A 26,132-nucleotide genomic window follows, 5' to 3' on the forward strand; every position below is an offset into this window, starting at 1 on the left:
GTGGCGGTCAACAAGGACGCAGAGGCCCCGATCTTCGACCTCGTCGACTACGGCGTCGTCGGCGACCTCTTCGACGTCGTCCCCGCCCTCACCGACGAGATCAGGGCCGCACATGCCTGATCATGGCCAACTGCCGCACGACCATGAAGGAGTTCTCCGCTGATGCGCATCGTGTTGGTCGGGCTGCCAGGGGCAGGGAAGGGTACGCAGGCCGCGTTCCTGGCCAAGAACCTCTCCGTTCCGCACATCTCCACGGGAGACCTGTTCCGGATGAACATCGGTCAGGGCACGCAGCTGGGCAGGCAGGCGCAGGAGTACATGCGAGCCGGGCAGTTGGTACCGGACGAGATCACGATCGGCATGGCGAGGTCCCGAATGGAACAGCCGGACGCCGTCCACGGCTTCCTGCTGGACGGGTTTCCCCGCAATGTCTTCCAGGCCGAAGCGCTCGACCAACTGCTGAAGGACGACGGCCATTCGCTCGACGTGGTCCTGAATCTGGTTCTGCCCCACGAGGAGGCTGTTACGCGCATCGCCGGCCGGCGGGTCTGCCGGCACGACAGCAGCCACGTCTTCCACGTGACGTACAACGCGCCGCATGAGCCCGGACTGTGCGATGCGTGCGGCGGCGACCTGTACCAGCGACAGGACGACACCGAGGAGACGGTTCGCGAGCGGCTTGAGGTGTTCGACCGTGTCACCTCACCGATCACCGAGCACTACCGGCTGCGCAATCTCTTGGTCGGGATCTCCGCGCTGGGTTCGGTGGCGGACGTCACGGAGCGCTCGATGGTGGCTCTGCGTGAGCGTGGTGTCCGTGCGGACAGGGTAAGCACACCTGCCTGTGATCGGTGAACTCGACGTCTCACCGGTGGAGGTATTGCAAATCCGGGAGCTCGGTGGGGAAGAAATCCGGATCGACCGACTCCGCAGAATTTTCGACGTGGTGCGAAAGCCCCGGCGGAGTCGGTCGAACGAAAATCAGGTCACGCGGAAGGCGCTCCGGTGAGCACTTCCACCCGACCGGAGTCGAGTGAGTAATAGGCGCTGACCACCGCCAGGGATCCCTTCTTCACGAGCGGGCCGAGATCCCTGTTGGACCGCAGGGCGGCAGCGGTCTGCTTGACGTGGATTCGGGTCATGGCGTCCACCGGGTCGTCATGCTTCTCCTTGACGGTTTCCTTGTACGCCGGGCGCAGCGCGTCGGCGATCGACTGGAGGTTGCCGGGGAGCTTCTTTCCGTCACGCATGGCCTCGTACGACGCCTTGACGGCGCCACAGCGCTGGTGGCCGAGGACGACGATCAGGGGAGTTCCGGAGGTCATGGGCCCGTACTCGACGGAACCTGTGACCACCGAGTCGACGACCTGGCCGCCGGTGCGCATAACGAACAGATCGCCGAGTCCGGTGTCGAAGAGAAGCTCCGGCGGTACGCGGGAGTCGATGCACGAGAGGATCACTCCGAAAGGATCCTGCTCCGCGGCCACGAATTCCCGGCGCTCGGGGTCCCGGTCGGGATGCCTGAGGTCGCCCTCCTGCCAGCGCTTGTTGCCGTCCATCAGCCGTGAGAACGCACCCCACGGGGAAGACGGGCGGGCACCCGCAGCCGGCGGGGCGGGCGTTGCCGCTGCGTTTGCCGCCTTGTCTGTTTCCTTTGCCTCCGTCTTCGAGGAACAGCCGGAGAGGACGGCAGCGGTGGCTGCCAACCCCCCGGTGAGAATGGTTCTGCGGAGTGGATGTCCAGCTATAGACATTGGTCGTTCTTTCTTCGATCTCACGCCGGATTCCCCCCGAGCGCATTGAGACACCTCGTTATATCAGGGGTTGGGTATCGCGATGTAAAAGGCCGATGGGTGGCTTCGTGCTCGACTGGTGGAAGGTGAGCAGGAAATGTGCACGGCCTTGTGGGAACTGTCGAGTAGGAGGACCCGTCCGGTCGTGGGGTCGACAACCTGTGAATCTTTCCGCCGTAACTCCAGGCGGGTGTGGTGTGTGTCACACGCCTCATTGGTTACCTTGAGGTAACTGATTACGGATCGTGATGATGGGCGGCACCCCCTGGACTGTCGCCCGGAGTCCGATCCCCCCGAGTGCCCGGGCGGCAGCAGAGCCCCGGCGGTCCTTGACCCGGCCGCCGGGGCCGCTTACCGATCCGGGATCGGGGCCACGCCGCGGGCGTCGCGGAGAGCTACGAGGTGGGCTCGCCGAGCCCGGTCGCCTGGCTTCTGCTGGTTCCGAGCGGTGTTCTTGTAGTCGCCGGTGGCCGATCGTCGAGATGTGGCTGTTCTCCGGCGACCAGGCGGCCGAGGGCGCCTTCTGGGGGCGGTGGGCCGCCAGCACCCTTCCCGGGCGAAAGTCGTGCGGCAGACTCCGGGTGCGCGGGCCGTGGCGGCCGTCTCGGCGCTGACGGATCCGCTGCCGACGATCAGGATCCGCCCTGCTTGAACAGGTCGACGGGCTGCGGGATGAACGCGCTGGGGATGCTGTCGCCCCGGGTGATGCGGCGCAGGCTGGGCCTGAACACTTCGTTACCGTTGGTAACCAGTCACGGTCGCTCGCGGGCGTCGTAGCTCTCGCGTGCCGCGAGTACCTCGGTGAAGTGTTCCTGGGCCCAGAGGGCCAGTGCCTGAAGCGGGGCGTGCAGAGTGCGTCCCAGTGCGGTCAACTCGTACTCGACCCGGGGCGGGACCTCGCCGTACACGTGCCGGGTGACGAGTCCGTCGCGTTCCAGGTCCCGGAGCGTCTCGGTGAGGACCTTGGCGCTGATGCCGTCGACGCTGGTGCGCAGGTCGCGGAAGCGCATAGGGCCGAGGCTGAGCGCGATGACCACCATGGCCGTCCACTTGTTGGCAATGCGGGCGAGCGAGGTACGGGACGGGCAGGTCGCCGTCATGACATCGAAGGCCGGAAACTGTGGCGTCACACGCCCTCATTGGTTGTGCCGAGGCGACTCTTACCGGTGGTGAGTGTAGGGGGTCGGCGGGCAGCGTGCGTATCCAGGGCGTCGTCTGGCACCAGTCCGGGTTCCCTGCTCTCGACACTGACTTGTGGCGCGCTACTTCTTGCACGGCATCCAGCCCATGTACGGGCTGGATGTCGCACGTCATGTGCCGGTTGCGTGGTCGCGCCACGGGGTGCGGCATGGCCCGACGGCGCACCACAGCCGGTCCCGGGGCCTCTGCGGGTCAGATGGGGGTGTTCTCGTCGGGTACGAAGGGGTCTCCGTGGCCGGGGACGACCAGGGCGGGCTTGAGGGCGAGGATCTTGCGGCGGGAGGCTCGCAGGCCCTCATGGTCGTCGGAGGTGGGGTCTTCGGCGGGGCCGCGGACGCTCCGCCAGATCGCCGGGGCCACCGGCGGCATGACCTCCGGGATCGTCGTCGCTTCAGCCGGCTACCCCCTCCTCGCCCTCACCGCCGCCGCCATCGCACTTGCTCTCCTCACACCTGCGCGTCGCCATGCCGCACGCAGGTCGGCCCGGACATGACGGCGCTCCGCGTGCCGGTGCGGAGGCTGCACCGGCACACGGAGCTCGTTTCGAAGATCGTGACCCGAAACCGCTCGTCAGCTGACGGAGAACTGGCCGAAGGCCGCGGTGCCGATGGTTCCGGCGTGGGCCGTGGAGAACATGCCCGCGTCCAGGGTGCTGCTCGCCCCGGTCAGTGTCGCAGTGCCGACAGTGCTCCAGGTGGTGCCGTCGGCGGAGTAGGAGCCGGTGACCGACGTGCCGCTCCTGACCAGGCGGAGCCAGACCGGGGCGACGGTGGCGCTTCCGGTCCTGACGGTGTTGGTGTCGAGGTAGCCGTCACCGTTGGAGTCCGACGACAGGACGATTCCGTTGCCGGGGGTGGCGGCGAGGACGACGTACCCGGCGGACGAGCCGGCGGAGGCGATGTTGTTCCGCAGCATCAGGCCGGCTTTGGCCCAGCTGTTGGTCCTGTCCTGACTGGCGACGCGGACGGTGACGGTCGAGGACGTTCCAACGGCTCCCGTCCGGTAGGCGGCCGAATACTCGTCGTCGTATGCCGTGCCGGAGCGCCATACGTCGATGCCCGCGCTGGTCAGGGAGGTCACTCCGCCGCCTTGGCTGACGGCGGCCGGAATCGAACTGTATGCCTTGTAGGGAGAGGTGACGATGCGCAGGTTGCTGAATGTCGCGCTGCCGGCGGTGGTGCTGTGGGCGCTGTGGATGACACCGGCGTCCTGGGTGGTCGCCATGGACGGCAGGGTCACCTTGGAGCCGACCTGGGTGAAGGTGGAGCCGTCGGTGGAGTAGTAGGCGGACACCTGGGTGGCCGTGCGGGTGAGCCGCAACCAAACCGGTGCCTTGACAGTGCCGGCGGTGGACGTGAGCTGGTCGAGGTAGCCGTCGGCGTTGGAGTCCCGCTGGAAGCTGACGCCGTTGTTCGGGGTCACCACCACAGCCGCGTATCCGGCGGAGGAGCCGTCGTCCGTGAGGTCGTTGCGCAGGACTACACCGGCCGCGGCCCGGCTGCTGGTCTTGTCCAGATGGTCGACCCGGGCGGTCACCGACGTGCCGTCGACAGCTGCCCCCTTCCGGAAGACGGTGCCGTACTCGTCCTCCTGCTGTCCGCCGGCGCGCCGGATGCCCTCGCCCGCGTCCGTGATCGTGAAGTGGCCGCCGCTCTGGCCGGTGTCGGCCGGGGTGGAAGAGTAGGTGCTGTAGGGGGAGCTGACGGGGGCGGTGGTCAGCGGACGGTACCGGGGCTGGATACCGGCGTTGTTCATGACCTTCTTGGCCGCCGACGGCCAGTTTCCGTCGCTGACGACGACGGTGCCGCTGACCACGTCACCGCGGCCGTTGGTGTTGGTGATGTTCGCGGAGCTGTTGCTCGTCCAGTTGTCGGTCAGGGTCAGGCCGCCGGTGTTGTTGGTCGCATTGCTGTTCTCATGGCCCCATTCGCCGGTGTTCCGGAAGACGTTGTTGGTGTCCGTGAAGTCCCGGGAGCCCTCGTCGTGGTAGAAGCCGAACCAACCATTGTTGCTGTGGCAGTAGTTGCGTTCGAAGGTGCTGCCCGGTGACGCCGACAGGGTGTACAGGCAGCCGCCGTCGGTCATCTGCTGCATGAGGTCGTGAATGTAGTTGTCGGTGACGTGGTTGTTCGCGGCGGTGGTCGCGGTCGTGTAGACGGGCTGGTAGTTGTACAGACCCCGGTTGACGTAGTCCTGGCTGCCGCCGATGTCGTTGGCGCCCCAGCCGTAGCCGATGGTGAGGCCGGAGTAGGGCAGGTTGTACACCTCGTTGTGCGAGATGGTCGCGCCGTTCACGTAGGTGACGAGGATGGCCGACATGTCTCGGTATTCCAGCGCCACGTCATGGATGAGGTTGTTGGTCAGCGTGATGTCCCGGTTGGTCATCCGCTTGTCACGGGGGTGGTGCGCGTCCGCCCGAACGCCGCCGACGGCGATGCCGCCGCCCGCGTCCTGGGTGAAGACGTTGCCGATCGCCGTGATGCTGCGGGCGCCGAGTCCGACGCCGGTGGTGTGGGCGTTGGCGTCGTTGCCGATGCCGAGGCTGTTCTGCCCGAGCTGGGTGAACCGGTTACCGGTGAACGCGATGTGGTCGGCGGCCGAGACCTGGACGGCGGAGGGCATCTGCTTCCAGTGAGGGCGTGCCGCCTCGAAGAGCCGGCAACCGCTCTGGCACGAGGTCAGCGCGTCCGGCGGGCGGTCCCAGGTGCCGGAGAGATACGCGCCGGTCTGCTGGCTGGCGTAGCCGTGGGCGGTGGGGTCCAGCCAACTGGTGCCCGAGAACTGCAGTCCTGAGAAGGCGATGTGGGTGGCGGGGGAGGAGTACGTCCCTCCGACGCCGATGAGCGACTCCAGCTTCGGCACCTCGACGTCGGCCTCACTCATGTCCTGCCCGGTGAGCGGCTTGTAGTACAGGGTGCCGGCAGCGGTGTCGAGGTACCACTCGCCGGCCGTGTCGAGGAACTCGAAGGCGTTCTCGATGTAGAGGGGGCCGGCCCGGAAGGGGCTCGTCAGGGTGTCGTAGCCGAACGTGTTGTTGTCCCACGAGGGTTGGGCCATGGTGATGGTGCCGTTGCTGATGCCGGTCACCGGGGCGTAGCGGTCGGTGAAGGACCCGACGCCGTGGATCTCGGTCCGTCCGGGCTGCGCGAGGCTGTTGAGGTAGCTCAGTGAACTGCTGGTGAACGTGTAGCCGTTGGTGGTCGCGGTCAGGTCCGAGCGGCGAACCTCGGTGCGGGCCCTGGTGGCCATGACGCCGTCGACGGACAGATGGCGGGTGTCGAAGCCGGTTCCGACGTTGCTCTTCCAGATGTTCTTGGCCGAGTCCTGCACGGTCCAGCCGGTGGCCTTCCGCGCTCCGGTTATGACGGGGTGGGCGCCCAGCGCGGCCTTCCAGTTCACCGTGTGGCCGCCTGTTCCGGAGTCCGCCGAGGTGAAGGCGAGCGGAGCGGAGAGCCGGTAGGTGCCGTCGGCGAGCTCGACGGTGATATCGCGTGTCATGGAGTTGTTGATCGCCCGCACCTTGGTCTTGGCCTGGGTGAGGGAGCACGGCCGGCTCGACGAGCAGGCGGTGCCGGAGCCGTTGGGGGCGGCGTAGAGCGTCGTTCCGGCCGCGAAGGCGGGGCCGGCCTGGGTGAGGACTGCCGCGGTGGAGGCAGTGAGGACGGCGGCCGTGGCCAGCCATGACCTGAGACGGCCAGGAACCGTGGGACGTATGCGGGTTGTTCGCATGTGACACCTTCCGGGAGGTTCAGGGGGCCCGTGGTGTGCGTGGGCGGGCAGGGGAGAGCCCAGCGGCAAGAGGGGGAAGGGGAGAGCGATGTAACATTAGACGTCATATGAATTTCGTCAATAGGTCGCACGCTGCCGGCTCTGCGGGACCTGAACATGCGAACGCCCCCGGCCTGTTGGCTCGGGGGCGAGTCAGTGGGGCTCTCAGGAGGCGGGCGAGCCGACGTTCGGGACGCGGCGGCGGTTCCAAGCGGTCGTGATGTGTGCCGCCATGGCTTGCGCGGCCCCCTCGGAGTCCCGGGCCAGCAGCCGCTCGGCGACTGCCCGGTGCTCCGCGTTGGCCCGCTCGCACGCGGTCACGTCAGGAGTGCCGTTGTACAGGAACGTCGTGCGCGCCTGGGCGTGGAGGATCCGGATGATGGAACGCCCGAGCCTGTTGTGGGATGCCTGCATGATCCGGTCGTGGAAGGCCACATCGGTCTCGATGAAGCGTGCCGGGACGGCGGTCTCCTCGTCGAGCCGGACGAGCAGCCGCTCGATGTCCCTCAGGTCCTCGTCGGTGGCCAGCTCCGCGGCCTGGGCTGTCATCTGGGCTTCCAGCGTCGACCGGATGTCGACCAACTGGTCGAGGACGACGAGCTGGTCGTCATGCTGGACAGTGGCGGCGAGCACGACGGGGTCGAGGAGGTTCCATTCCTCGGGCGGGGTGACGGTGGTGCCGTAGCCCTGCCGGGCGAGGACCAGCCCCTTGGCCTCCAGGGACTTGACCGCCTCGCGGACGGTGATGCGGCTGACGCCGAACGTCTCGCAGAGCTCGGGTTCGACCGGCAGGATCGACCCCGGAGGAATGGCACCCGACACGATCGAGTCGGTGAGGGTCTCCGTGACGGCTTGCGCCAGTCGGGCCGGACGCTTGGGCCAGGGCTTGAGAACGGGAGGCTCTCCTGTCCTGCCGGTGCTGTCCTTGGCCATGCGGGTCCCCTTTGCTGATACGGATGGCGGCGAGTCTACTGCGCGGGACTTCTTGACAGCATTCGTATGACGACTTACGTTACACGAAAATTTCGCAGCGCTACTTTCCCGTGCAAGGGGTGCAAGCCGTGCGCATTGCCAAGGTCGAGTGCCATCCGGTCCGGGTGCCGGGAGCCAGTCCGCCCTTCGTCTGGCGGGACGGCCTCCTGGGCAGCCCGTCCGAGGGCGAGGCCGCGGTGCTGCGCATCTGCACGGACGAAGGGGTCGAGGGGGTGGCGATGTCCCCCCGGCGGGGCAGTGGGGTCATCCTGGCGGACCTGCTGGACCGCATACTGCGCAAGGAGTTGGTGGGACAGGATCCCCTGCAACGGGAATGGCTCTGGCACCGCATGTGGGAGCTGGACCGTACGGAGGAGCTACCGCTCTACCTGCTGGGTCTGGTCGACACCGCGCTGTGGGACCTGGCCGGACGACTCGCCGACCGGCCCACCTGGCAGATGCTCGGTGGTTACCGCACCTCGATACCCGCCTACGCCTCCACTGTCACCTACTCCTCGGTCGAGGAGTACCTGGACATCGCCGACCAGGCCCTGGAGCTCGGCTACCCCGCCATCAAGCTCCACGCCTGGGGTGACGCCCGCCGCGACGCCCGTCTGTCGGTGGCATTGCGCGAGCACGTGGGGGATGACGTCCCACTGATGTTCGACGGGTCGGCGGGCTTCGACCTCCCCGACGCGATCCATCTCGGGCACGCTCTCTCGGACGCCGGCTACCTCTGGTACGAGGAACCGATGAGGGAGTTCAGCGTCACCGCGTACAAGCGCCTCGCCGACGCGGTGGCCGTTCCCCTTCTCGTGGCCGAGACCTCCGACGGGGCGCACATGAACTCGGCCGATTTCATCCAGGCCGGCGCCGCCACCTTCGGAGTCCGCGCCTCCACCCAGCTGCGCGGCGGCTTCACCGGCGCGATGCGCACCGCCCACCTCGCCGACGCCTACCGGCTGCGCGCCGAGGTGCACGGGCCGGAGATCCCCAACCGGCACCTGTGCATGGCCATCTCGAACACCACCTACTACGAGTCGCTGGTCATGGGCAATCCCATCAGCCGTGAGAGCGGCATCGACGCCCACGGCCTCGTTCATGCCCCCACCGGTCCGGGCGTCGCCCTGCCGGCAGGCCTGGACTACCCTCCTGCGCTTCAGGCATTTGTCGACAAGGAGACAGTCACCCCGCCTCGGGCCTGGTGACGGGAGCCCCAGGCCCGACGGCCTGTCTCGAACACCCCCGAGCGCGGCACCTCTCACCGCTGTGCGTCATTTCCCAAGATCTGAGGTCAGTCATGAACGACGACGTTCCGGTTTCCTCCCGCCGCCGGCTCAGGCACACGGCCGTCGCTGTCCTGGGCGCCGTCTCCTTGCTCGTGCTCGCTGCCTGCGGCAGCGCGGACCCCACACCGACGACGGCTTCCTCCCCCGACGCCTTCAAACCTGTCGCTCAGAAGGAAGGCAGCGAGATCACGGTCTGGGCCGACGCCACCCGCGTTCCCGGCGTGCAGGCATACCAGAAGGCGCACCCGAACGTGAAGATCAAGATCGTCACGTACAGCGGGGACGCCAACGGCGCCAACGACCTGCAGACCAAGGTCCAGCTGTTCGACCGGGCCGGCGGCGGGTGGCCCGACGTCGCCTTCAGCGCCAATGTCAACGACGCCAGCTGGGCATCTCAGGGCAAGAGCCCGTATGCCGCGCCCGTCAACCAGGGCGTGGTCTCCCCGTCCACGTTGAAGGGCTTCGCGGACGGCGCGCTGAATCCCTGTACCTTCAACGGCAACACCTACTGCCTCCGGAACGACCTGGCCCAGAACGTGCTCTGGTACAACAAGTCCCTCATGGAGAAGCTCGGGTACTCCGTCCCGACCACCTGGGAGGAGTACCAGGCACTCGGCGAGAAGGTCGCCAAGGAGCACCCCGGCTACCTGGTCGGCACCGCCGGGGACGCCTGGAGCCCCGAGGTGTACTTCTGGGCGAGCCAGTGCCCTGCCAGCACGGCGACCGGTGCCAAGAAGGTCAAGGTCGACCTGCGGGACGCCAAGTGCACCCGGATGGCCAAGCTGCTCGACACCCTGATCGCCAAGGGCTCGGTCTCCAAGGACACCGTCTTCAGCGCCGGCTTCATCAAGAACCAGGCGAACAAGGTCCTGATGCTCCCCGGCCCCTCCTGGTTCGGCCAGGTGCTCTTCAACTCCACCTTCAAGACCCCCAAGGGGCAGATCGCCGCCGCCTCCCCGCTGAAGTTCGAGGGCGACGCCAAGAACCACACCGGCAACGTCGGCGGCGGACTGTGGTTCGTCTCCTCCCACAGCAAGAACCTCAAGGCGTCCGCCGACCTGGTCACCTGGATGACCACCTCCGACGCCTACCAGGGCACAGCGGGCACCTACCCCGCGTACAAGAAGGCCGCGGTCACCTGGCTCGCCAACCAGAAGAAGACCGGCTTCTTCGCCGAGGACGTCGGCCCCGTCTTCAAGGAATCCGCGGAACTGATCTGGCCCGGCTGGGCCGCCACCCAGTACAGCCAGGAAGCCATCTACTCCTCCACGGTGGTCCCCGCCCTGAACTCCGGCAAGACCCTCACCGACACCATGGACACCTGGCAGACGGCCATCACCAACAAGGCCAAGTCCCTCGGCTACACCGTCAACTAGCGAAGCGGACCCATGACGACCCACCTGGCGACGGAGCGCAGCAGCCGGCGACGCGGCCGCTCCGCCCGCAACCCCGCCGGACGAGCCGGCTACGTCTTCGTCTCCGGCTACGTCCTCCTCCTGCTCGCCTTCGGTGTCCTGCCCACCTGTTACGCGGTGTGGCTGGCGCTGTCCAACTCCCGCAACCAGCTCGTCGGGCTCGGCAACTTCACCCGTACGTTCGCCGACTACCGCTTCGGGCCGGCCTTCCTCCACATCGGCCTGTACCTGGTGGTGTGGCTCGCAAGCCTGATGATCCTGGTGGTGCTGCTCTCCCTGATGCTGCACGGCCGCATGCGCAGGGCCTCCACCACCTTGCGGTTCCTGTTCTACCTGCCGGGAGCCCTCGCCGGAGTGGCGAGCGTGCTGCTCTTCCTGATCCTCCTCGACCCGGCCGCAAGTCCCGTCGGCTGGCTGCTGAAGAGCTTCGGCTGGAACACCCTCGCCCAGGTCAACGCCCCCGGACACCTGCCGGTGCTTTTCACCGTCATCGCGTTCTGGACCGGGGCCGGCGGCTGGATCGTGGTCATGTACGGCGCGCTCAACAGCATCCCCGACGAAATCCTGGAGGCCGCTCGCATCGATGGCGCCAGCACGCTCCAGATCGCGCTGCGCATCCAGATCCCGATGATCACCAAGTGGATCGCGTACATGCTGATCCTGGCCTTCGCGGCCGGCACCCAGCTCTTCGTCGAGCCGCAACTGGTGTCCCTCGCCAGCTGGGGCATGATCCCCGACAGCTGGTCACCGAACCAGCTCTCCTACCAGTACGCATTCCAGGCAGGCGACTTCAACGGCGCGGCGGCGCTCTCCGTCGACCTTCTCATCCTGGGCCTCGCCTGCGCGGCGCTCGTCGTCTTCCGTACCGGCCTGTTCGACAGGGAGGAAGGATGACCACAGCTCCCACGACAACGGCCCGCCGAACCCGGCCGCCCCGTACCGCCGGCGCCCGCCCCAGCCCGAGGAAGCCCATGCGCCAAAAGCGCCGCCCAAGGTCACTGGCCGCCCGGCTGGCCTGGATCGTCGTCATGGGCCTGTCCGCGCTGTTCTTCTGTGTGCCGGTGGTGTGGCTCCTGCTGGCCCCGACCAAGACCGACAGCCAGATCGTGCGGGACAACCCGTTCTCCTTCGGCTCTCTCGGGGCGGTCGCCGACACCTGGCACCACCTCCACGCGTTCCAGGACGGCGCCATCCTCACCTGGCTGCTGAACTCGGCGCTCTACACGTTCGGCGCGCTGGCCGTGACCTTGGTGACGTCGATCCCCGCCGGGTACGCGCTGGCTCTCACGCAGTTCATCGGGCGACGGATGCTGCTGACCATCACCATGCTCGTGATGCTCATGCCGACAGCGGCGATGGTGCTGCCCCTGTACCTGGGGATGAACGCCGTGCACCTGGACGGCACGATCTGGTCGGTGATCCTGCCCTTCTCCTTCTTCCCGTTCGGCGTCTACCTCACCTACATCTACTTCTCCTCCAACGTCCCCTCCGACCTGCTGTCCGCAGCGCGCATCGACGGCTGCTCGGAGTGGCAGGTCTTCCGACTCGTCGCGATGCCGCTGGCCAAGCCCGTGATCGCCCTGGTCGGCTTCTTCAACTTCGTCGGCAACTGGAACAACTTCTTCCTGCCGTTCGTGATGCTGCCCGACAGCGCCCAATATCCGGCGCAGGTGGGGCTGAACAACCTGCTCGCCGCCTCGCCGCTGTTCAACACCGCCGGCGGCGCGGGCAACCAGATCTTGCGGCCCGAACTGGCCTTGGCCACCCTGGTGACTGTTGTTCCCGTTCTGATCGTGTTCCTCTTCTCCCAACGCGCTCTCGTGTCCGGCATGCTCGCCGGCGCGACAAAGGAGTGAGGGTGCGGTGCTGTCGCTGACCCTGGCGATGACCGCGGACCACGTCCGTGAGGGCATCCGTCAACCCCGGCACCGCCGACACTCCCTGGGTGACCCGGCTCCTGGTCGCCGCGGACGACCCGAAGGCGGAACGCGCCGCCCTCGACGCACGCCGGCCCCTGAGCCGCCTGGTGACCGCGGACGAGACAGCGGCGGCCGTGGTCTACGCGGCGAGCCCCGCCGCGGCGTCCGTCACCGGCGTAGCCCGGCGGAAGAAGGAGTCGGCGAGTCGTGGGGGTGACCGCGATGGAGGGGAACACCGCTGAGGGCGTCATCGACGCGCACCACCACGTGTGGGACCTCTCCGTCCGAGAACAGGATTGGATCACCGGACCGGAACTCGCCCCGCTGCGCCGCGACTTCCTGCTCGCCGACCTGGAGTCCGAGGCCCAGGCCGCCGGTGTCACCGCGACGGTCCTGGTCCAGACGATCGACGTGCCGGAGGAAACGCCCGAGTTCCTGGCGTTGGCTCAGGACAGCGACCTGGTGGCCGGCGTCGTGGGCTGGACCGACCTGACCTCCCCGGACGTCGCCCGCGCGCTCGCGGCGCTGCGGGAGGGGCCGGGGGGCGAGCACCTGGTGGGCATCCGCCACCAGGTGCAGGGCGAAACAGATCCTCGCTGGCTGGTGCGGCCGGACGTGCTGCGTGGGCTCGCCGCGGTGGCCGCAGCGGGGCTCGTGTACGACCTGGTCGTCCGGCCCCACCAGCTCGCGGCCGCGCAGGAGGCCGCCCGACTGCTTCCGGGCCTCACCTTCGTACTCGATCACGTGGGCAAGCCCCCCATCGCCTCGGGCGAGCTGCGGCCATGGGCGGACGCGGTGCGCTTGCTGGCCTCGCTGCCCAACACCGTCTGCAAACTCTCCGGCATGGTGACCGAGGCCGACTGGGACCGGTGGAGCGTCGAGGACCTCCAGCCGTACGCCAACACGGTGCTGGACGCTTTCGGACCGCGGCGGATGATGTTCGGCTCCGACTGGCCCGTCTGCCGACTGGCCGCCACCTACGCCGAAGTCGTCGATGTTGCACGGCAGTTGACGGCCGCACTCCATCCGGCCGAATGCCGCGAGATCTTCACCGGAACTGCCCTGCGGACCTACGGCCTGACCTCCACCTGCTCCCCGGCCGCTCAGGAAGCACCAGGCGCATAGCTTCTCTTCATCACCGGCTTCACCGGCCACGCGGTGAGAGACCTGCTGGAACGGCTCGGCCACACCGCGGAGTTCTCGCAGGGTGAGACCTGTCTGCTTGAGCTGTTCATCGAACGCGCCGCCGACTGTCGCGCCACCGTAGTCCGCGTTCCGCAGTCCGATGCCGTGGCCGCCGTGGGCCGCGAACCGGAGCGAGGCCAAGTGTTGCTGCCCCGCGGGGTTCCCCGAATACCTGGTGCCGAAGGGCCCTGGTCCCGGTCGGAGGACGCTCCACCGCTCACGGTCCTACAGCTCGACGCGCGGACGCCGTGCTCACCACCGTCGCCGCAGCGATCTCCCTCACCGGCACCGTCGTCCTCGACAGCGGACTGGTCCGGCAGGAGCGTCAGCGCACGGCGTCCTGTCCTCCGCACAGCGCCGGAGGGGCGTGCCGTCCGGCTGGTGACGGTCGACTCGTGTCTGCCCATTGCGCGAAGCAGAGTGAGCGCCCATTATCAGGAATCCTGTTACTTTAAACTTGTAGCGATGGGTGGTCGCCATGCTGTTGAGCCCCAGAATCCAGGCCAAAGGTATCCAACTGCTGCTCGGCCGGACGATGTCGCGCGTCCATGAGGACCTGCGCTTCACGGACATCCCGAAGCGCACCGAAGCCCTCCGGGTGGAGACCGGCGCCGGCCCGGTGCCCTGCACGGTCTACCGCCCGCCGACCGACACCGGATCTCCTGCCCCCGTGTACGTCAACTTCCACGGCGGCGGCTTCGTGGTCGGCCGCCCGGAGCAGGACGATCACATCTGCCGTTACATAGCCGCCACGGCCGGCTGTGTCGTGATCAACGTCGACTACGCCGTCGCCCCGCAGCGGCGGTTTCCGGTGCCCGTCACCCAGGCGTACGACGTCACCGCGTGGGTCGCCGGGAACGGCCCCGCGGGCGGCTGGGACGGCTCGCGCCTTGCCGTGGGCGGACACAGCGCCGGGGCCAACCTGACCGCCGCGGTCTGCCGCATGGCCCGGGATCGCGGAACCTTCTCGCCCCGGCTCCAGATCATCGACTCCGCACCGCTCGACCAGCTCGCCGACCCGGCCACGAAGCAGTCCCTCATCGCCAAGCCGCTGCTCAGCCCCCATCTCATGCGGGTCTTCACGGCCGCCTATGTCCCAGACCCCGCCGACCGTGCCGACCCCCTCGTCTCGCCCGCATTGACCGATGACCTCACCGGGCTGCCTCCCGCCCTGGTCATCACCGCGGAGAACGACCGCCTGCGCGACGAGGGTGACGCCTACGCCAAGGCTCTGGAGGCCGCCGGTGTTCCGGTGATCCACCGAGTCTTCGAGGGAGCCGATCACTACTTCACCCACACCGGGCCGGCGTCTGCGGGTAAAGCAGCCATCGACGTGATGGCCACCACCTTGCGCACCGCACTCAGTGCCTGAGACCGACCGGTCGAGGCAAAAGGTCGTGCTCGGCCAGGGGCTGTGGGGTGCGGGAGAGGTGCTGGACTTGCGGCTTCGCCCCGGAGGCAGGGTTGTCCTCGACCCATCCCACCCGGTCCGCATCCACGCAGGTGCTGACGCCCAGTCACAAGCCTGTGTCCAGGCACGTTTTGCATACCGGGACAGTGTCTTGCATTGACGAAGCTGCCGTCGGGCCTTCATAGTGCTGTGTCAGACCCTTCGGGATCTGGTTCGGCTGCCCTGTCCGGAAGCGCCCGGAAGCCGATGCCGACGCGCCGCGAATGGGAGAACGGGTATGAGAGCCGGTTCCACGACGAGCCTTGCGGGCGACTTCATGCTGGCCGTGTACTTGGACGAACAAGGTCGTGTTCCCAGTCATCGCACCGGTCTCGACTTCGGGCTGAGCGGTGCGATGCTGATGGAACTGGCTCTGGACGACCTCATCCACGCAGTTGACGGACACCTCGTCGCCGTCCAGGGCGCGCAGTCGCGCGACCGTGTGCTCGGTGAGGTTCTCGGGCAGATCCAGTCATCGCGCAAGGTACGCACGGCATCGCACTGGGTCAGGATCCTGAGTGGCGGCGCGCACAAGCGTCTCGCGGCCGGCTTGATCACTGACGGCGTCCTCGTTCGCACGCCGCGACGGTTGCCTTTGCCGACCGATTCGACCCGTCGCTACGACGTCCTGTGCGAGGAGCAACGGGGTTCCGCCGTCCGGTCTCTGTGCAGTGGGGCCGATGAGCGCTCCGCCGCGCTGGCCGCACTGGCGACGGCCTGCGGAGTGACCTCGGGGGATCAGGATGGGAACGAGTACGGGACGGTGGGACGGTCCCTGCCTACGGCCTGCGCCCAGATCCTGGCCGCGGTCGCCGCGTGCGTGTTGCCCGTAGCGCTCTGCTCCTGGGCCTGAACGCGCAGCCCCTCGTCTCCCGTGCCGGTTTCGGGCAGCGGAGCGGTCCACCCGTCGATCAGGTCGGCCACCCTCGCGCAAGTCCGACTTTCGGATCTTCCCGTGAACGCCCTTGACGCCGTCGACGACCGGGGAGACCGCGAAGTCGCCTGCCGCGCTGAGGTACGCCATCGCCACACGGCGGTCGATGCCGTAGTGGGTCGCGCACAGGTTCAGCGCGCAGCGCACGCAGTCGCGCATCGCCTCGTTCAGGTCCTTGTCCAGGCCGATCGCACGAGGTAGTCGTCCGCGTCTCGGCGAACGGGCCACCCGGCCGTGACCAGGGCGCACAGGCGCACCACCCGGCACTACCTCCAACTTCGACGATGGGCCCCGACCGTTGTTCGGACGGAGCCCACGTCGTGCCCGGAGGTGCTGCGCGCGGCTCGTGGCCTGCGACGTGATCGCGGCCCGGCCAGACGGGCGGTGGACGCGTCCGCCTGGCCGTCCCTCAGAGATCGAGGACGAGTCGGTCGCCCTGACAGCGCCCGACGCAGATCATCATCGTGCGTCCGGCAAGGCGTTCCTCGTCGCTGAGGACGGAGTCCCGGTGTTCGGGTTTCCCGGCGAGGACACGGGTCTCGCAGGCGCCGCAGTATCCCTTTTCGCAGTCGTAGGACAGGCCGCTGACGGCATCGCGCAGGACCTCGATGAGGCGGCGGTCGGCCGGCACGGGGAGCGTGACTCCCGTGCGCGCCAGCTGGACCTCGAAGGTCCTGTTCTCAGCGGCGTCGAACGCCGTTTCGAGGTCGTCGCCGGCGGCGAAGCGTTCCAGGTGCAGCCGGTCGGTGAGGCCCAGGCGGGCGCACTCGCGCTCGACGGCCGCCAGCATCGGCCCCGGCCCGCACGCGTAGACGGCGGTGTCCGCGTCCAGGCCGCCCAGCAGCCGGGGAATGTCCGGCAGTCCGGCCTCGTCCTGCGGGAGCAGGGTGAGCGCGTCGCCGGCGATGGCGGCCAGTTCGTCGGCGAACGCCATCGTCGAGCGGGTGCGTCCGCCGTGGACGACGGTGAAGGGCGTGCCGCGTCCGGCGGCCTCGCGGACCATGGCGAGGATCGGGGTGACGCCGATGCCGCCCGCGAGGAACAGGTAGGACGGCGCCGGCGTGAGCGGGAAGTGGTTGCGCGGCCCGCGTACCGCGAAGGTGACTCCGGGGCGCGCGAGTTCGTGGAGTTCGACCGAACCGCCCCGGCCCTTGGGCTCGTGCAGGACGCCGATGCGCCACGTCGCGACGTCGGCGGGGTCGCCACACAGCGAGTACTGGCGCAGCCTGCCCGAGGGCAGACGCAACTCGACGTGCGCGCCGGGCTGCCAGGCGGGCAGGTCCCCTCCGTCCGGCAGGCCGAGGCCGACGGCGACGACGCCTTCGGCCACCGCGCGCACCTCGGTCACCCGCAGCGGGGTGGGCGTGGTCAGCGCGCGGATCGATCCTGCCGCCGCGGCCGCCCGGGGACCGGACGGGAAGACCGCCGGCACCGCGTCCCAGCCGGACTGGTTGCCGCGCGTCGGGTAGGGAACGAGCCCCTCCTCGATCACCCGGTAGTCGGGCAGCCGGGTCAGGACCTGCGTCATCATCGCGCGGAACATGGCCCGGGCGAGGTGCGCGCCGGCGCACCGGTGCGAGCCGATCCCGAAGCTGAGGTGCCGGCTGGCGTCGCGGTCCAGTCGTACCTGCTCGGGGTCGGGGAACACGGCGGGGTCGTGGTTCGCGGCGACCCACGGGATCAGCACCCGGTCGCCCGCGTGCATCGGGCAGCCGCCGACCTCGACATCCCGGGTGACCGTGCGCGCCATCGACTGCGACGGGGCGAACGCGCGGAGGAACTCCTCGGTCGCGGCTTCCAGCAGATCGGGGGAGTCGATCAGCCTCTGACGCTGGTCGGGGTGGCGAGCCAGGTGGACGAGCGTCGATCCGGTCAGGGAGGTGGTGGTGTCGACGCCGCCGGCGATGAGCAGGCCGATCACCGACACCAGCTCGTCGTCGTCGAACTCGCTGCCGTCGGCGCGCCGGCCGGCCACCAGCACGCTGACCCCGTCGGGCCGCGGCTCGGACCGGCGCTCGGCGATCAGCTCACGGATGCGCCGGTCCATGTAGGCCAGTCCGGCGGCCCCGCGCACGGCGCGTTCGCTGTCTGCCGGCGCGGCGAAGATGTCGTGGATCGGCCCTGCCAGCTTCGCCCAGTCCTCCTCGGGGAAGCCGAGCCAGTCCAAGGTGACCGCGGCCGGCAGCGGGTTGGTGAGGTCGCGGACGAAGTCGCAGGAGCCGAGTTCGATGAAGTCGTCCACGACGCGGGCGGCGTGGCGCTCGATCATGGGCACCAGGTGCTCGACCGCCTCCGGGGTCAGCAGCGGGTTGATCAGTTTCCGGTACTCGGTCGCACGCGGCGGGTCGAGCTCGATCGGATACTGCTCCAGCCCCGGTCCTTTGGGGATGACGATGCCGACCCCCTCGCCGCCGTGGTCGCTGCGAGCGGAGGAGAACGTCTCGTCGTCGCGGGCGATGCGGGCCACGTCGGCGTACCGCGTCGTGTACCGGAAGCCGCCATGGGCGGCGGAGCGGCCTACCGGACAGCTCTCGCGGAAGCGCGCGTAGTAGGCGACCGGGTCGGCGTTGGCCTCGTCGGAGTGGTGGTCGAAGTCGGTGTCACCGGGCATGAAGTCGATGTCGGCGGACATGGTGGGCACGCTCCACGTGCTCGAACCTTGTGCGCGGTGTTGTCCGGCCGCGCCACCGGATGTCTGCTTGCCTCATCGGCGTCGGCCCACCCTAAGGTGTCGCGCCGCGTGCGACAACGTCTCATGGAAGACGCTCAGAAGGTCAGTACGGCCTTACCGACCGTGCCGGACCGGACCGCCGCGACCGCCTCGTTGATCTGCTCGAACGGGAAGTAGGTGATCATTTTCTCGACCGGGAAGCGGCCCTTGGCGTTGAGGTCGAGCAGCCGCGGCAGGAACAACTGCGGCAGGCTGGAACCGGCGATGATGCCGGTGACGGTGCGCCCGTTGAGGATGCTGCGCCACTCGAAGCTCATCGACTCGCTCGGGCCGATGCCGATGACACCCGCGCGACCGAGCGGTCCGAGAGCCTCCACCGCGGTGCGCAGGACGTCCTCGCGCCCGGTCGTGTCGACCACGAAGTCGAACCCCTCAGGGACCAGGGCGGCCAGCTGCTCGGCGGCCTCCCCGGCCGAGGAATCGACGGTGTGCGTGGCTCCGTAGCCGCGGGCCGCCCGGAGCTTGGCCGGGTTCACGTCGACGGCGGCGACGACCTCGCAGCCGCTCAAGCCGGCGGCGATGACAGCGGCCACACCGACAGCCCCCGCCCCGAAGACCGCGATCGACGAGCCGGGGCGCGGCTGCAGCACATTGAGCACGCCGCCGGCCCCGGTCTGGAAACCGCATCCGAAGGGGCCGGCGCGCAGCAGGTCCAGCGACGGGTCGATCCTCACGACCGCCCGTTCCGGTGCGACGACATGGCTGGCGAACGACGACTGTCCGAGGAAGTGGGCGTTGACCTCCCGCCCCTCGTGGGTCACCGCGGTGGAGCCGTCAGGCCGGCGGCCGGAGAAGTTCACCGCGTCGAAGCCGCGGCAGTAGGCGGGCGAGCCGGTACGGCACAGTGCGCACGTGCCGCAGGAGGCGAAGGACATGGCGACGTGGTCGCCCGGTCGTACGGAGGTGACGTGGGCGCCGACCTTCTCGACGACACCCGACCCCTCGTGCCCGAGCAGTGCGGGCGTGGGAAAGAAGGTGGCGAACTCGAGGTCGGTACCGCAGATGCCGACGCCCGCGACGCGGACGAGCACCTCGTCGGGGCGGGGATCGTCCAGGTCCACCTCTGTCAGGACGAATGGCTGTCCGGCTTGCTCCAGCAGAGCGGCGGTGGCACGCACAGGGCCTCCTCGTTGCCTCACATTGCGAGATCGCATATTGACATGCGCGACAAGGTCGGTCAAGGTTCGCCCTATGGCGGCTGTTGACTTTCCTTCTTCCCAGCACTTCATCGACGGCGAGTGGGTTGCGGCCCGCGACGGCGGCACACTGGACGTCCTCGATCCGTCCACCCGGCAGGTGATCACCGAGGTGGCCCGGGCGGGAGGCGCCGATGTCGACGACGCGGTCGCCGCGGCGCGCCGCGCGTTCCCTGCCTGGGCGGCGACCAACCCGAGCGAACGCGGGGCGCTGATCCGGCGCTGGGCCGACCTCGTCATCGCCGAGGTCGAGGCCCTCGCGGCGGTCGAGGCCCAGGACGTGGGCAAGCCCCTGTCGGGGGGGCGGACGAACATCTACATCGCGCACGGCATCATCGACTACTTCGCCGGTGCGGCCGACAAGCTCACCGGCGTCACGCTGCCCACCCGCAGCCCCGACTACCTGGGCTACACGGTGCACGAGCCGTACGGCGTGTGCGCCGTCGTCATCCCGTGGAACGTTCCCGCCGTGCTCACCGCCGCCAATGTCGCGCCGGCGCTCGCCGCGGGCAACACGGTCGTGCTCAAGCCGTCCGAGATCGCGCCACTGGCACCGTTCGCCCTCGTCGAACTCGCCCGCCGCGCGGGCTTCCCGCCGGGCGTGATCAACGTCGTCGCGGGCCTCGGCCCCGAGGCGGGCGTCGCACTCACCACGCACCCGGGCGTCGACCACATCAGCTTCGTCGGCTCCACCGCCACGGGGCGGGCGATCATGGCGGCCGCCGCACAGAACCTCGTCCCGGTGAAGCTGGAACTCGGCGGCAAGTCGCCGAACGTGCTCTTCGCCGACGCCGACCTCGACACGGCGATCCCGGCGATCGTCGCCTCGATCACCGAGAACGCGGGGCAGAACTGCTACGCCGGTTCCCGGCTGCTCGTTCAGGCCTCGGTGCACGACGAGGTCGTGGAACGGGTCGCCGCCGGCATGGCCGACGTCAAGACCGGGCCGTGGGAAGCCGACGTGGACATGGGGCCGCTGGTCAGTGCCGCGCAGTTCGCCCGCGTCAGTGGCTTCCTCGAGGAGGCGCCTCGCGAGGGGGCGCGGCTGGTGACCGGTGGCGGGCCCACCGGCGAGGGGTGGTTCGTCCGGCCGACCGTGTACGACCGTGTGGACGCGGGCATGCGCGTCGCCCGGGAGGAGGTTTTCGGCCCGGTGCTCGCCGTGCAGTCGTTCCGCGACACCGTCGAGGCGACCGAGTTGATGAACGCGACGGACTTCGGCCTGCTGTCCTGCATCTGGACCAACGACATCTCCCGGGCGCTCCGGCTGGCGAAGGACGTCCGCTCCGGGCAGGTGGCGGTCAACCAGTTCCACGACGCCGGAGTGATCGGCTTCCCGTTCAACATGCAGAAGGACAGCGGCTTCAGCCGGGGCGGCGGGTACGCGGCGCTGCGCGAGTACACCCAGGAGAAGGGCGTGGCCATCCGGCTGCTGGCCCGCTGAGAGCGACACCATGGGAAACATCGCGGGGGGGCGGTCGGAACCGGCCCGGGAAGGGCCGGGGCCGGAGGCCTCCACACCTGCCCTGCTGGAGCGGGAACTGACCGAGGCGGTGCTCGCCGGAGCCGCGCGTTCGGACATACTCCACGCGCTGCGCCGGGCGACCGGTCGGCACGTGCGCCTGCTGTCCGCCGAGGGCGCGCCCCTGGCCGCCACCGACGGCGGCACGGGAGTGCCGCAGGCGGTGGCGGACGGCGTGCTCGCCGAAGCGACCGGACCGGTGGTCCACACGCTGGACGGGCTGCGGGCCACGGCCCTGCCCGTGCGTGCGGGGACGACAGTGGCCGGTGTGCTGCTGACCGTCGGCCCCGGTGATCCGCGCGTGCGGGCGCTGGCCGGCGCCGCCGTCACCGCGCTGCTCATCGACGCCGTACGCGCGGGGGACGGCTCCGCCGAGGTCTCGTCACAGCACACACCGGCCGACGTCATCGCCGCGCTGCGGTCAGGGACGGTGAGCCCCTCGGTGTGTACGTCGGCCGCCGGACTGGGCATCGATCTGCGGCGACCGCCGGCCGGTGCCGTACTGCACTACGGCGGCTCCCGCCTGCGTGCCTGGTCCACCGCCCTCACCTGGCTGGAGCACCCGATGCGGCAGGAGGGGCGCACCGCGTGGACGGTGGTGCCCGACGAGGCCGTGCTCGACCGCCTGCGCAACCGCCTGCGTCTCATGACCGACGACGACTCCACCGACCAGGTCGTGGCAGCGAGCGGTTCCCGTCCCGACTCGACCGTAGGCCTGGCCCGGTCCTTCACCGAGGCCGAGAGGCTGCTCGGACTCGCCCGGATCCGGATGGTCCCGCTGCTCACCTTCGACCGCTGCGGGGTCGTCCAGGTACTCCTGCCCCTCCCGCGCCCGCAGCTCGAGGCCTACGCCGAGGCGCATCTCGGGCCGATCCGGCAGCGTCCGGAGCTGATGGCGACCCTGCGTGCCTGGCTGGCCGAGAGAGGCAGCCGGCAGAGCGTCTCCACGCAACTGCATCTGCACCGCAACTCGGTGGGCTACCGGGTGCGCCAGATCAAGAGCCTCCTGGGCACCGACCCCCTGCTTCCCGCCGCCTCGGCGCAGCTGCACCTGGCGCTCGCCGCCCTGGACCTGCTCGCCGCCGACGATGAGCGGCTGCACGGCGACGACGAGCCGGTGCCGGCCGGGCGCTGAGCCGCAGCGTGCCGCGCCGTCGCACGGCGCGGTGACGCCATGAGGTCGAGGACGGTCACGGCGATCAGATCGCCCGGCCGGAGCATGGTCAGGTCGGTGACCCGCAGCCGGTTCGGCCCGTCCGCGGTGAAGTCGCGTTGCACCAGGTCAGGGGCCAGATCGGCGTCCGGACCAGCGTCTGTTGCTAGCCACAGGCCCTCGTCTTCTCAGGCTTTTCCTCGTAAGAGCGTCAACCGTGGCCAGGTGCTGGAATGACCAAGTGAGGTGCCATGCGGTGCAGCGGTGCGCTCGCGTAGCACCATGGAGGTATCGGACGAGGGCAGCACCCCGCACGGCGTTTCCATTGAGACCTGGCGGAAGCGAGACGGCGATGGAACAGCAGCGCACCCCTGGTGTCGAGCAGCCGGACCGGCCCGATGACGTCTTCGAGGAGGCCCGCACGGCTAGAGCGACCGTCGACGAGCACGGCCTCGTGACGGGGTGGAGCGAGGGCGCCCGGCGGTTGCTGGGATATCCGCCTGAGGAGATCATCGGCAAGCCTGCTGCCTGCCTGCTGGGTGATGTCACTGCCGGGACGCTGAGCGCGATCCGGGCACTGCCGCGGTGGAACGGTCGGGTTCGGCTGCGGCATCGGGACGGACACCCGGTGGACGCTGGCCTACTCGCGCACCACCGAGTGGGCGCCAGGAACCCTGACTGGCTCGTGGTCTCCCCCCTGGCCGACACCGCCGCCATCCCCGGGGACGAGCTGCTGGCGGAACGGAGCTTCCAGCAGACGACTCGCTGCGGAATGGCCGTGTATGACACGCGCCTGCGCCTGCGCCTGGCCAATCACTATGCGGAAGATGTTTTCGGCCTCACCGAAGCCGACATGCGGGGACTGCGGCACTCGGAGATTCTGGGCCCCTCTGGCGACAAGGTCGAGCGGGCCATGGTCCAGGTGCTGAAGACCGGTGAGCCGCAGTATCTGGAGAGCTACATGCCGGCCCCCGACGACACCCGCCAGCCTGCCTGGTTGGTCTTCGCCTACCCGCTACGGGACGCGGACGGCGTCGTGCGGGGGGTGTGCGTGTGTGGTCACGACATGACTGAGCAGTTCTGGGCGAGCAAACGGCTGCAGTTGCTCAACGAGGCCGGCACGCGCATCGGCACCACCTTGGATGTGATGCGCACGGCCCAGGAGCTCGCGGAAGTGACCGTCCCGGAGTTTGCCGACTTCACCGCCGTGGACCTGCTCTGCGACCCGGACGCCGTCCGGCAAGGCGCCTCGACGGCTGCCATGGGATCCGTCCGGCTACGCTGCGTCGCCCACCAGTCGGTACTCCCCGGAACGCCGGAGGCGGTAGTCGCCCCCGGTGAGGAGCACAGCTACGCCCCTGCTTCTCCGATGGGCCAGTGCCTGGCCACAGGCCGGGCCGTGCTACGAGCCGAGTACGATTCGCAAGCCGCCGACTTCTCGATGGGAGACCCGCGGCGCGACGCGGCGATCCGCGGGTTCGGAATCCATTCCCTCATAGCCGTGCCGTTGCGGGCTCGGGGCATCACGCTGGGGGTGGCCGTCTTCGCCCGCCATGAGTGGCCTGAGGCCTTCGGCGCGGAGGACCTACTGCTCGCCGAAGAGCTTGCGGACAGGGCTGCGGTGTATGTCGACAACGCCCGCCGTTACACGCGCGAGCGGGAGACAGCGGTGGCGCTGCAGAAAGCCCTGTTGCCGCAGCGGCTGCCGCGACAGGTCGCAGTGGAGGCGGCTTGGCGCTACCTGCCCACAGGCACACTGACCGGAGTGGGCGGCGACTGGTTCGACGTGATCCCGCTGTCGGGCGCCCGCGTGGCCCTGGTGGTGGGCGATGTGGTCGGGCATGGCATCCAGGCGGCCGCCGCCATGGGACGGCTGCGCACCGCAGTGCGCACCCTGGCCGACGTCGACCTGCCACCCGACGAACTGCTCACCCACCTGGACGACTTGGTCATCCGGCTGGCGGCGGACACCGACGACGCCGCACCGCCCGACCACGCCGCAGAGACTGCCGAGGGCCTGGGCGCCACCTGCCTGTACACCGTCTACGACCCGGTCTCCCGGGTATGCACACTGGCCCGCGCCGGCCATCCCGGGCCTGCGTTGATCAGCCCTGAGGGCACTGTGGACTTCCTGGACCTTCCTGCCGGCCCCCCGCTGGGCCTCGGTGGCCTGCCCTTCGAGAACGCCGAGGTCACGCTGCCCGAGGGCAGTGTGCTCGCCCTCTACACCGACGGCCTCATCACCATGCGAGACCAGGACCTGGACCAAAGCCTTGCGCGGCTGCGCCAGGTACTTTCACGGCCCACAGCCTGCTTGGACGACCTGTGTGACGCAGTGCTCGCCACACTGCCGCTTGAGCATCGAACCGACGACATAGCCCTGCTCCTGGCCCGCACCCACGCCCTCGACGCCCGGCAGGTGGCCACCTGGGACCTGCCCGCCGACCCGGCCATTGTGGCGCAGGCCCGTAGGCTCGTCAGAACGCAGCTGAGCACCTGGAACCTGATGGATGCGTGCTTCGTCACAGAGCTGGTCGTCAGCGAACTTGTCACCAACGCCATCCGTTACGCCGACCCGCCCATCCAGCTGAGGCTGATCCACGACCGCCACCTCATCTGCGAGGTCTCCGACGCCAGCAGTACCGCTCCCCACCTGCGCCGTGCCCGCGCCTACGACGAGGGCGGCAGGGGCCTGCTGCTGGTTGCCCAGCTCACCCGCGGTTGGGGCACCCGCCACACGCGCGCCGGAAAGACCATCTGGGCCGAACAGGCTCTGGGATCCGAAGCGGGCTGACCCACGCTTTCTCGCCTCACGGCCGCCCGCGCCCGGCCTTGTCCTTCAAGGCGGGCCGGGCCCGGAGGGCCGGCGGGGCATGCCATGCTGGGATGGAACGTCCTGTGACCGTGCGGGTGTCCTTCAGCGCGCTCAGCACGGCCCTCATATGTCGGCCCCTCTTGCGGGTATCGCTGTAGTGGTCACGCACGCGTTGCCCGCGAGGTAATGCGACACCGCCGCGAACGCGCCGCGCTGCTCAGGATGTTGTGGCGGCCATGGCCGGGATCGGTGCGTCCAGGGCGTCGAGGCCGCGCAGGATGTCCTCGACGCGCTGCTTGGCGTCGCCGAAGAGCATCTGGGTGTTGTCGCGGAAGAACAGCGGGTTCTGTACGCCCGCGTATCCGGCTGCCATGGAGCGCTTGAAGACGATCACGTCGGCGGCGTCCCACACGTGCAGCACGGGCATTCCGGCGATGGGGCTGGACGGGTTGTCGGTGGCGGCCGGGTTGACGGTGTCGTTGGCGCCGATGACCAGGACGACCGAGGTGGCGGCGAAGTCGTCGTTGATCTCGTCCATCTCCAGGACGATGTCGTACGGCACGTTCGCCTCGGCGAGCAGCACGTTCATGTGCCCGGGCAGCCGGCCGGCCACCGGGTGGATGCCGAAGCGCACCTCGACGCCCCGCTCGCGCAGCTTGCGCGCCAGTTCGGCGACCGGGTACTGGGCCTGGGCGACGGCCATGCCGTAGCCGGGGGTGATGATGACCGAGGTGGCGTTGCCGAGGAGTTCGGCGCTCTCCTCGGCGGTGATCTCCCGGTGCTCGCCCTG

19 protein-coding genes and 2 pseudogenes are annotated in these 26,132 nt (G+C 69.1%); 13 read left to right on the forward strand and 8 right to left on the reverse strand.

Going from position 1 to position 26,132, the window contains the following annotated elements; genetic code table 11:
- Positions 1-120 (forward strand): annotated as a pseudogene (locus ACFY9S_RS39730) (electron transfer flavoprotein subunit alpha/FixB family protein); the annotation flags it as partial.
- Positions 121-162: 42 nt separating this feature from the next.
- Positions 163-855: an adenylate kinase gene (locus ACFY9S_RS39735; RefSeq protein WP_391138876.1), complete on the forward strand. Its 693-nt coding sequence runs from the start codon at positions 163-165 to the stop codon at positions 853-855.
- A 131-nt stretch (positions 856-986) separates the two neighbouring features.
- Here the strand turns inward: ACFY9S_RS39735 and ACFY9S_RS39740 are convergent, their stop codons facing one another.
- The 5 genes from ACFY9S_RS39740 to ACFY9S_RS39760 form a co-directional block, all read right to left on the reverse strand.
- On the reverse strand, positions 987-1,559 hold the full coding sequence (locus ACFY9S_RS39740) for a carbonic anhydrase (protein ID WP_391138878.1): 573 nt from the start codon (positions 1,557-1,559) through the stop codon (positions 987-989).
- Positions 1,560-2,545: 986 nt separating this feature from the next.
- Complete coding sequence (locus tag ACFY9S_RS39745) at positions 2,546-2,893, reverse strand: winged helix-turn-helix transcriptional regulator (protein ID WP_391138907.1); 348 nt, start codon at positions 2,891-2,893, stop codon at positions 2,546-2,548.
- 292 nt (positions 2,894-3,185) lie between these two features.
- Positions 3,186-3,362 (reverse strand): hypothetical protein, encoded by a 177-nt coding sequence (locus tag ACFY9S_RS39750; RefSeq protein ID WP_391138880.1) that lies wholly within the window; start codon positions 3,360-3,362, stop codon positions 3,186-3,188.
- Between the two features lie 201 nt (positions 3,363-3,563).
- Positions 3,564-6,722 carry a DUF1349 domain-containing protein gene (locus ACFY9S_RS39755; RefSeq protein ID WP_391138881.1) on the reverse strand — a complete coding sequence of 1,053 codons (3,159 nt, stop codon included), beginning with the start codon at positions 6,720-6,722 and terminating at the stop codon, positions 3,564-3,566.
- Between the two features lie 204 nt (positions 6,723-6,926).
- Complete coding sequence (locus ACFY9S_RS39760) at positions 6,927-7,694, reverse strand: FCD domain-containing protein (protein ID WP_391138883.1); 768 nt, start codon at positions 7,692-7,694, stop codon at positions 6,927-6,929.
- 128 nt (positions 7,695-7,822) lie between these two features.
- Here ACFY9S_RS39760 and ACFY9S_RS39765 point away from each other — a divergent pair, with 128 nt between their 5' ends.
- From ACFY9S_RS39765 to ACFY9S_RS39800, 8 genes and pseudogenes are all read left to right on the forward strand, one after another.
- Positions 7,823-8,941 carry an enolase C-terminal domain-like protein gene (locus ACFY9S_RS39765; protein ID WP_391138884.1) on the forward strand — a complete coding sequence of 373 codons (1,119 nt, stop codon included), beginning with the start codon at positions 7,823-7,825 and terminating at the stop codon, positions 8,939-8,941.
- 92 nt (positions 8,942-9,033) lie between these two features.
- Complete coding sequence (locus tag ACFY9S_RS39770) at positions 9,034-10,398, forward strand: extracellular solute-binding protein (RefSeq protein WP_391138886.1); 1,365 nt, start codon at positions 9,034-9,036, stop codon at positions 10,396-10,398.
- Positions 10,399-10,410: 12 nt separating this feature from the next.
- Complete coding sequence (locus tag ACFY9S_RS39775; RefSeq protein ID WP_391138888.1) at positions 10,411-11,331, forward strand: ABC transporter permease subunit; 921 nt, start codon at positions 10,411-10,413, stop codon at positions 11,329-11,331.
- Positions 11,332-11,408: 77 nt separating this feature from the next.
- A complete protein-coding gene (locus ACFY9S_RS39780; protein WP_391138890.1) occupies positions 11,409-12,293 on the forward strand; it encodes an ABC transporter permease subunit in 885 nt (294 codons plus the stop codon).
- Positions 12,289-12,598: pseudogene (locus ACFY9S_RS39785) on the forward strand (SDR family oxidoreductase); the annotation flags it as partial. The gene ACFY9S_RS39780 and the pseudogene ACFY9S_RS39785, both read left to right, overlap by 5 nt.
- Positions 12,579-13,481, forward strand: coding sequence for an amidohydrolase family protein (locus ACFY9S_RS39790; RefSeq protein ID WP_391138908.1), 903 nt, complete (start codon positions 12,579-12,581; stop codon positions 13,479-13,481). The pseudogene ACFY9S_RS39785 and the gene ACFY9S_RS39790, both read left to right, overlap by 20 nt.
- Positions 13,482-14,019: 538 nt before the next feature.
- Positions 14,020-14,913: an alpha/beta hydrolase fold domain-containing protein gene (locus tag ACFY9S_RS39795; RefSeq protein WP_391138892.1), complete on the forward strand. Its 894-nt coding sequence runs from the start codon at positions 14,020-14,022 to the stop codon at positions 14,911-14,913.
- A 316-nt stretch (positions 14,914-15,229) separates the two neighbouring features.
- Positions 15,230-15,844, forward strand: coding sequence for a GPP34 family phosphoprotein (locus ACFY9S_RS39800; protein ID WP_391138893.1), 615 nt, complete (start codon positions 15,230-15,232; stop codon positions 15,842-15,844).
- Between the two features lie 490 nt (positions 15,845-16,334).
- Here the strand turns inward: ACFY9S_RS39800 and ACFY9S_RS39805 are convergent, their stop codons facing one another.
- Positions 16,335-18,557: a cytochrome P450 gene (locus ACFY9S_RS39805; protein ID WP_391138895.1), complete on the reverse strand. Its 2,223-nt coding sequence runs from the start codon at positions 18,555-18,557 to the stop codon at positions 16,335-16,337.
- 134 nt (positions 18,558-18,691) lie between these two features.
- A complete protein-coding gene (locus ACFY9S_RS39810; protein ID WP_391138897.1) occupies positions 18,692-19,774 on the reverse strand; it encodes an alcohol dehydrogenase catalytic domain-containing protein in 1,083 nt (360 codons plus the stop codon).
- Positions 19,775-19,847: 73 nt separating this feature from the next.
- On the opposite strand from ACFY9S_RS39810, the gene ACFY9S_RS39815 reads away from it, so the two are divergent.
- The 3 genes from ACFY9S_RS39815 (at position 19,848) to ACFY9S_RS39825 (ending at position 25,321) form a co-directional block, all read left to right on the forward strand.
- Positions 19,848-21,296, forward strand: a complete 1,449-nt coding sequence (locus ACFY9S_RS39815; protein ID WP_391138899.1) for an aldehyde dehydrogenase family protein — start codon at positions 19,848-19,850, stop codon at positions 21,294-21,296.
- A gap of 10 nt (positions 21,297-21,306) precedes the next feature.
- On the forward strand, positions 21,307-22,509 hold the full coding sequence (locus ACFY9S_RS39820; RefSeq protein ID WP_391138901.1) for a helix-turn-helix domain-containing protein: 1,203 nt from the start codon (positions 21,307-21,309) through the stop codon (positions 22,507-22,509).
- Positions 22,510-22,879: 370 nt separating this feature from the next.
- Positions 22,880-25,321, forward strand: coding sequence for a SpoIIE family protein phosphatase (locus ACFY9S_RS39825; RefSeq protein WP_391138903.1), 2,442 nt, complete (start codon positions 22,880-22,882; stop codon positions 25,319-25,321).
- Positions 25,322-25,559: 238 nt separating this feature from the next.
- Here ACFY9S_RS39825 and ACFY9S_RS39830 read toward each other — a convergent pair.
- Positions 25,560-26,132 (reverse strand): NAD(P)(+) transhydrogenase (Re/Si-specific) subunit beta (locus ACFY9S_RS39830; protein WP_391138905.1); only part of this gene is annotated, 573 nt, incomplete at its 5' end.

This window comes from Streptomyces sp. NPDC012474 (genome assembly GCF_042955185.1).
Taxonomy (GTDB): domain Bacteria; phylum Actinomycetota; class Actinomycetes; order Streptomycetales; family Streptomycetaceae; genus Streptomyces; species Streptomyces cahuitamycinicus.

What these genes read in the sequence shown, in the direction of transcription:
- ACFY9S_RS39745 (WP_391138907.1), bottom strand. Translation starts at nt 2,893, where the DNA reads ATGACGGCGACCTGCCCGTCCCGTACCTCGCTCGCCCGCATTGCCAAC.
- ACFY9S_RS39825 (WP_391138903.1), top strand. Translation starts at nt 22,880, where the DNA reads ATGGAACAGCAGCGCACCCCTGGTGTCGAGCAGCCGGACCGGCCCGAT.
- ACFY9S_RS39800 (WP_391138893.1), top strand. Translation starts at nt 15,230, where the DNA reads ATGAGAGCCGGTTCCACGACGAGCCTTGCGGGCGACTTCATGCTGGCC.
- ACFY9S_RS39780 (WP_391138890.1), top strand. Translation starts at nt 11,409, where the DNA reads ATGCGCCAAAAGCGCCGCCCAAGGTCACTGGCCGCCCGGCTGGCCTGG.
- ACFY9S_RS39740 (WP_391138878.1), bottom strand. Translation starts at nt 1,559, where the DNA reads ATGGACGGCAACAAGCGCTGGCAGGAGGGCGACCTCAGGCATCCCGAC.
- ACFY9S_RS39750 (WP_391138880.1), bottom strand. Translation starts at nt 3,362, where the DNA reads ATGCCGCCGGTGGCCCCGGCGATCTGGCGGAGCGTCCGCGGCCCCGCC.
- ACFY9S_RS39735 (WP_391138876.1), top strand. Translation starts at nt 163, where the DNA reads ATGCGCATCGTGTTGGTCGGGCTGCCAGGGGCAGGGAAGGGTACGCAG.
- ACFY9S_RS39760 (WP_391138883.1), bottom strand. Translation starts at nt 7,694, where the DNA reads ATGGCCAAGGACAGCACCGGCAGGACAGGAGAGCCTCCCGTTCTCAAG.
- ACFY9S_RS39775 (WP_391138888.1), top strand. Translation starts at nt 10,411, where the DNA reads ATGACGACCCACCTGGCGACGGAGCGCAGCAGCCGGCGACGCGGCCGC.
- ACFY9S_RS39755 (WP_391138881.1), bottom strand. Translation starts at nt 6,722, where the DNA reads ATGCGAACAACCCGCATACGTCCCACGGTTCCTGGCCGTCTCAGGTCA.
- ACFY9S_RS39805 (WP_391138895.1), bottom strand. Translation starts at nt 18,557, where the DNA reads ATGTCCGCCGACATCGACTTCATGCCCGGTGACACCGACTTCGACCAC.
- ACFY9S_RS39770 (WP_391138886.1), top strand. Translation starts at nt 9,034, where the DNA reads ATGAACGACGACGTTCCGGTTTCCTCCCGCCGCCGGCTCAGGCACACG.
- ACFY9S_RS39790 (WP_391138908.1), top strand. Translation starts at nt 12,579, where the DNA reads ATGGAGGGGAACACCGCTGAGGGCGTCATCGACGCGCACCACCACGTG.
- ACFY9S_RS39795 (WP_391138892.1), top strand. Translation starts at nt 14,020, where the DNA reads ATGCTGTTGAGCCCCAGAATCCAGGCCAAAGGTATCCAACTGCTGCTC.
- ACFY9S_RS39820 (WP_391138901.1), top strand. Translation starts at nt 21,307, where the DNA reads ATGGGAAACATCGCGGGGGGGCGGTCGGAACCGGCCCGGGAAGGGCCG.
- ACFY9S_RS39815 (WP_391138899.1), top strand. Translation starts at nt 19,848, where the DNA reads ATGGCGGCTGTTGACTTTCCTTCTTCCCAGCACTTCATCGACGGCGAG.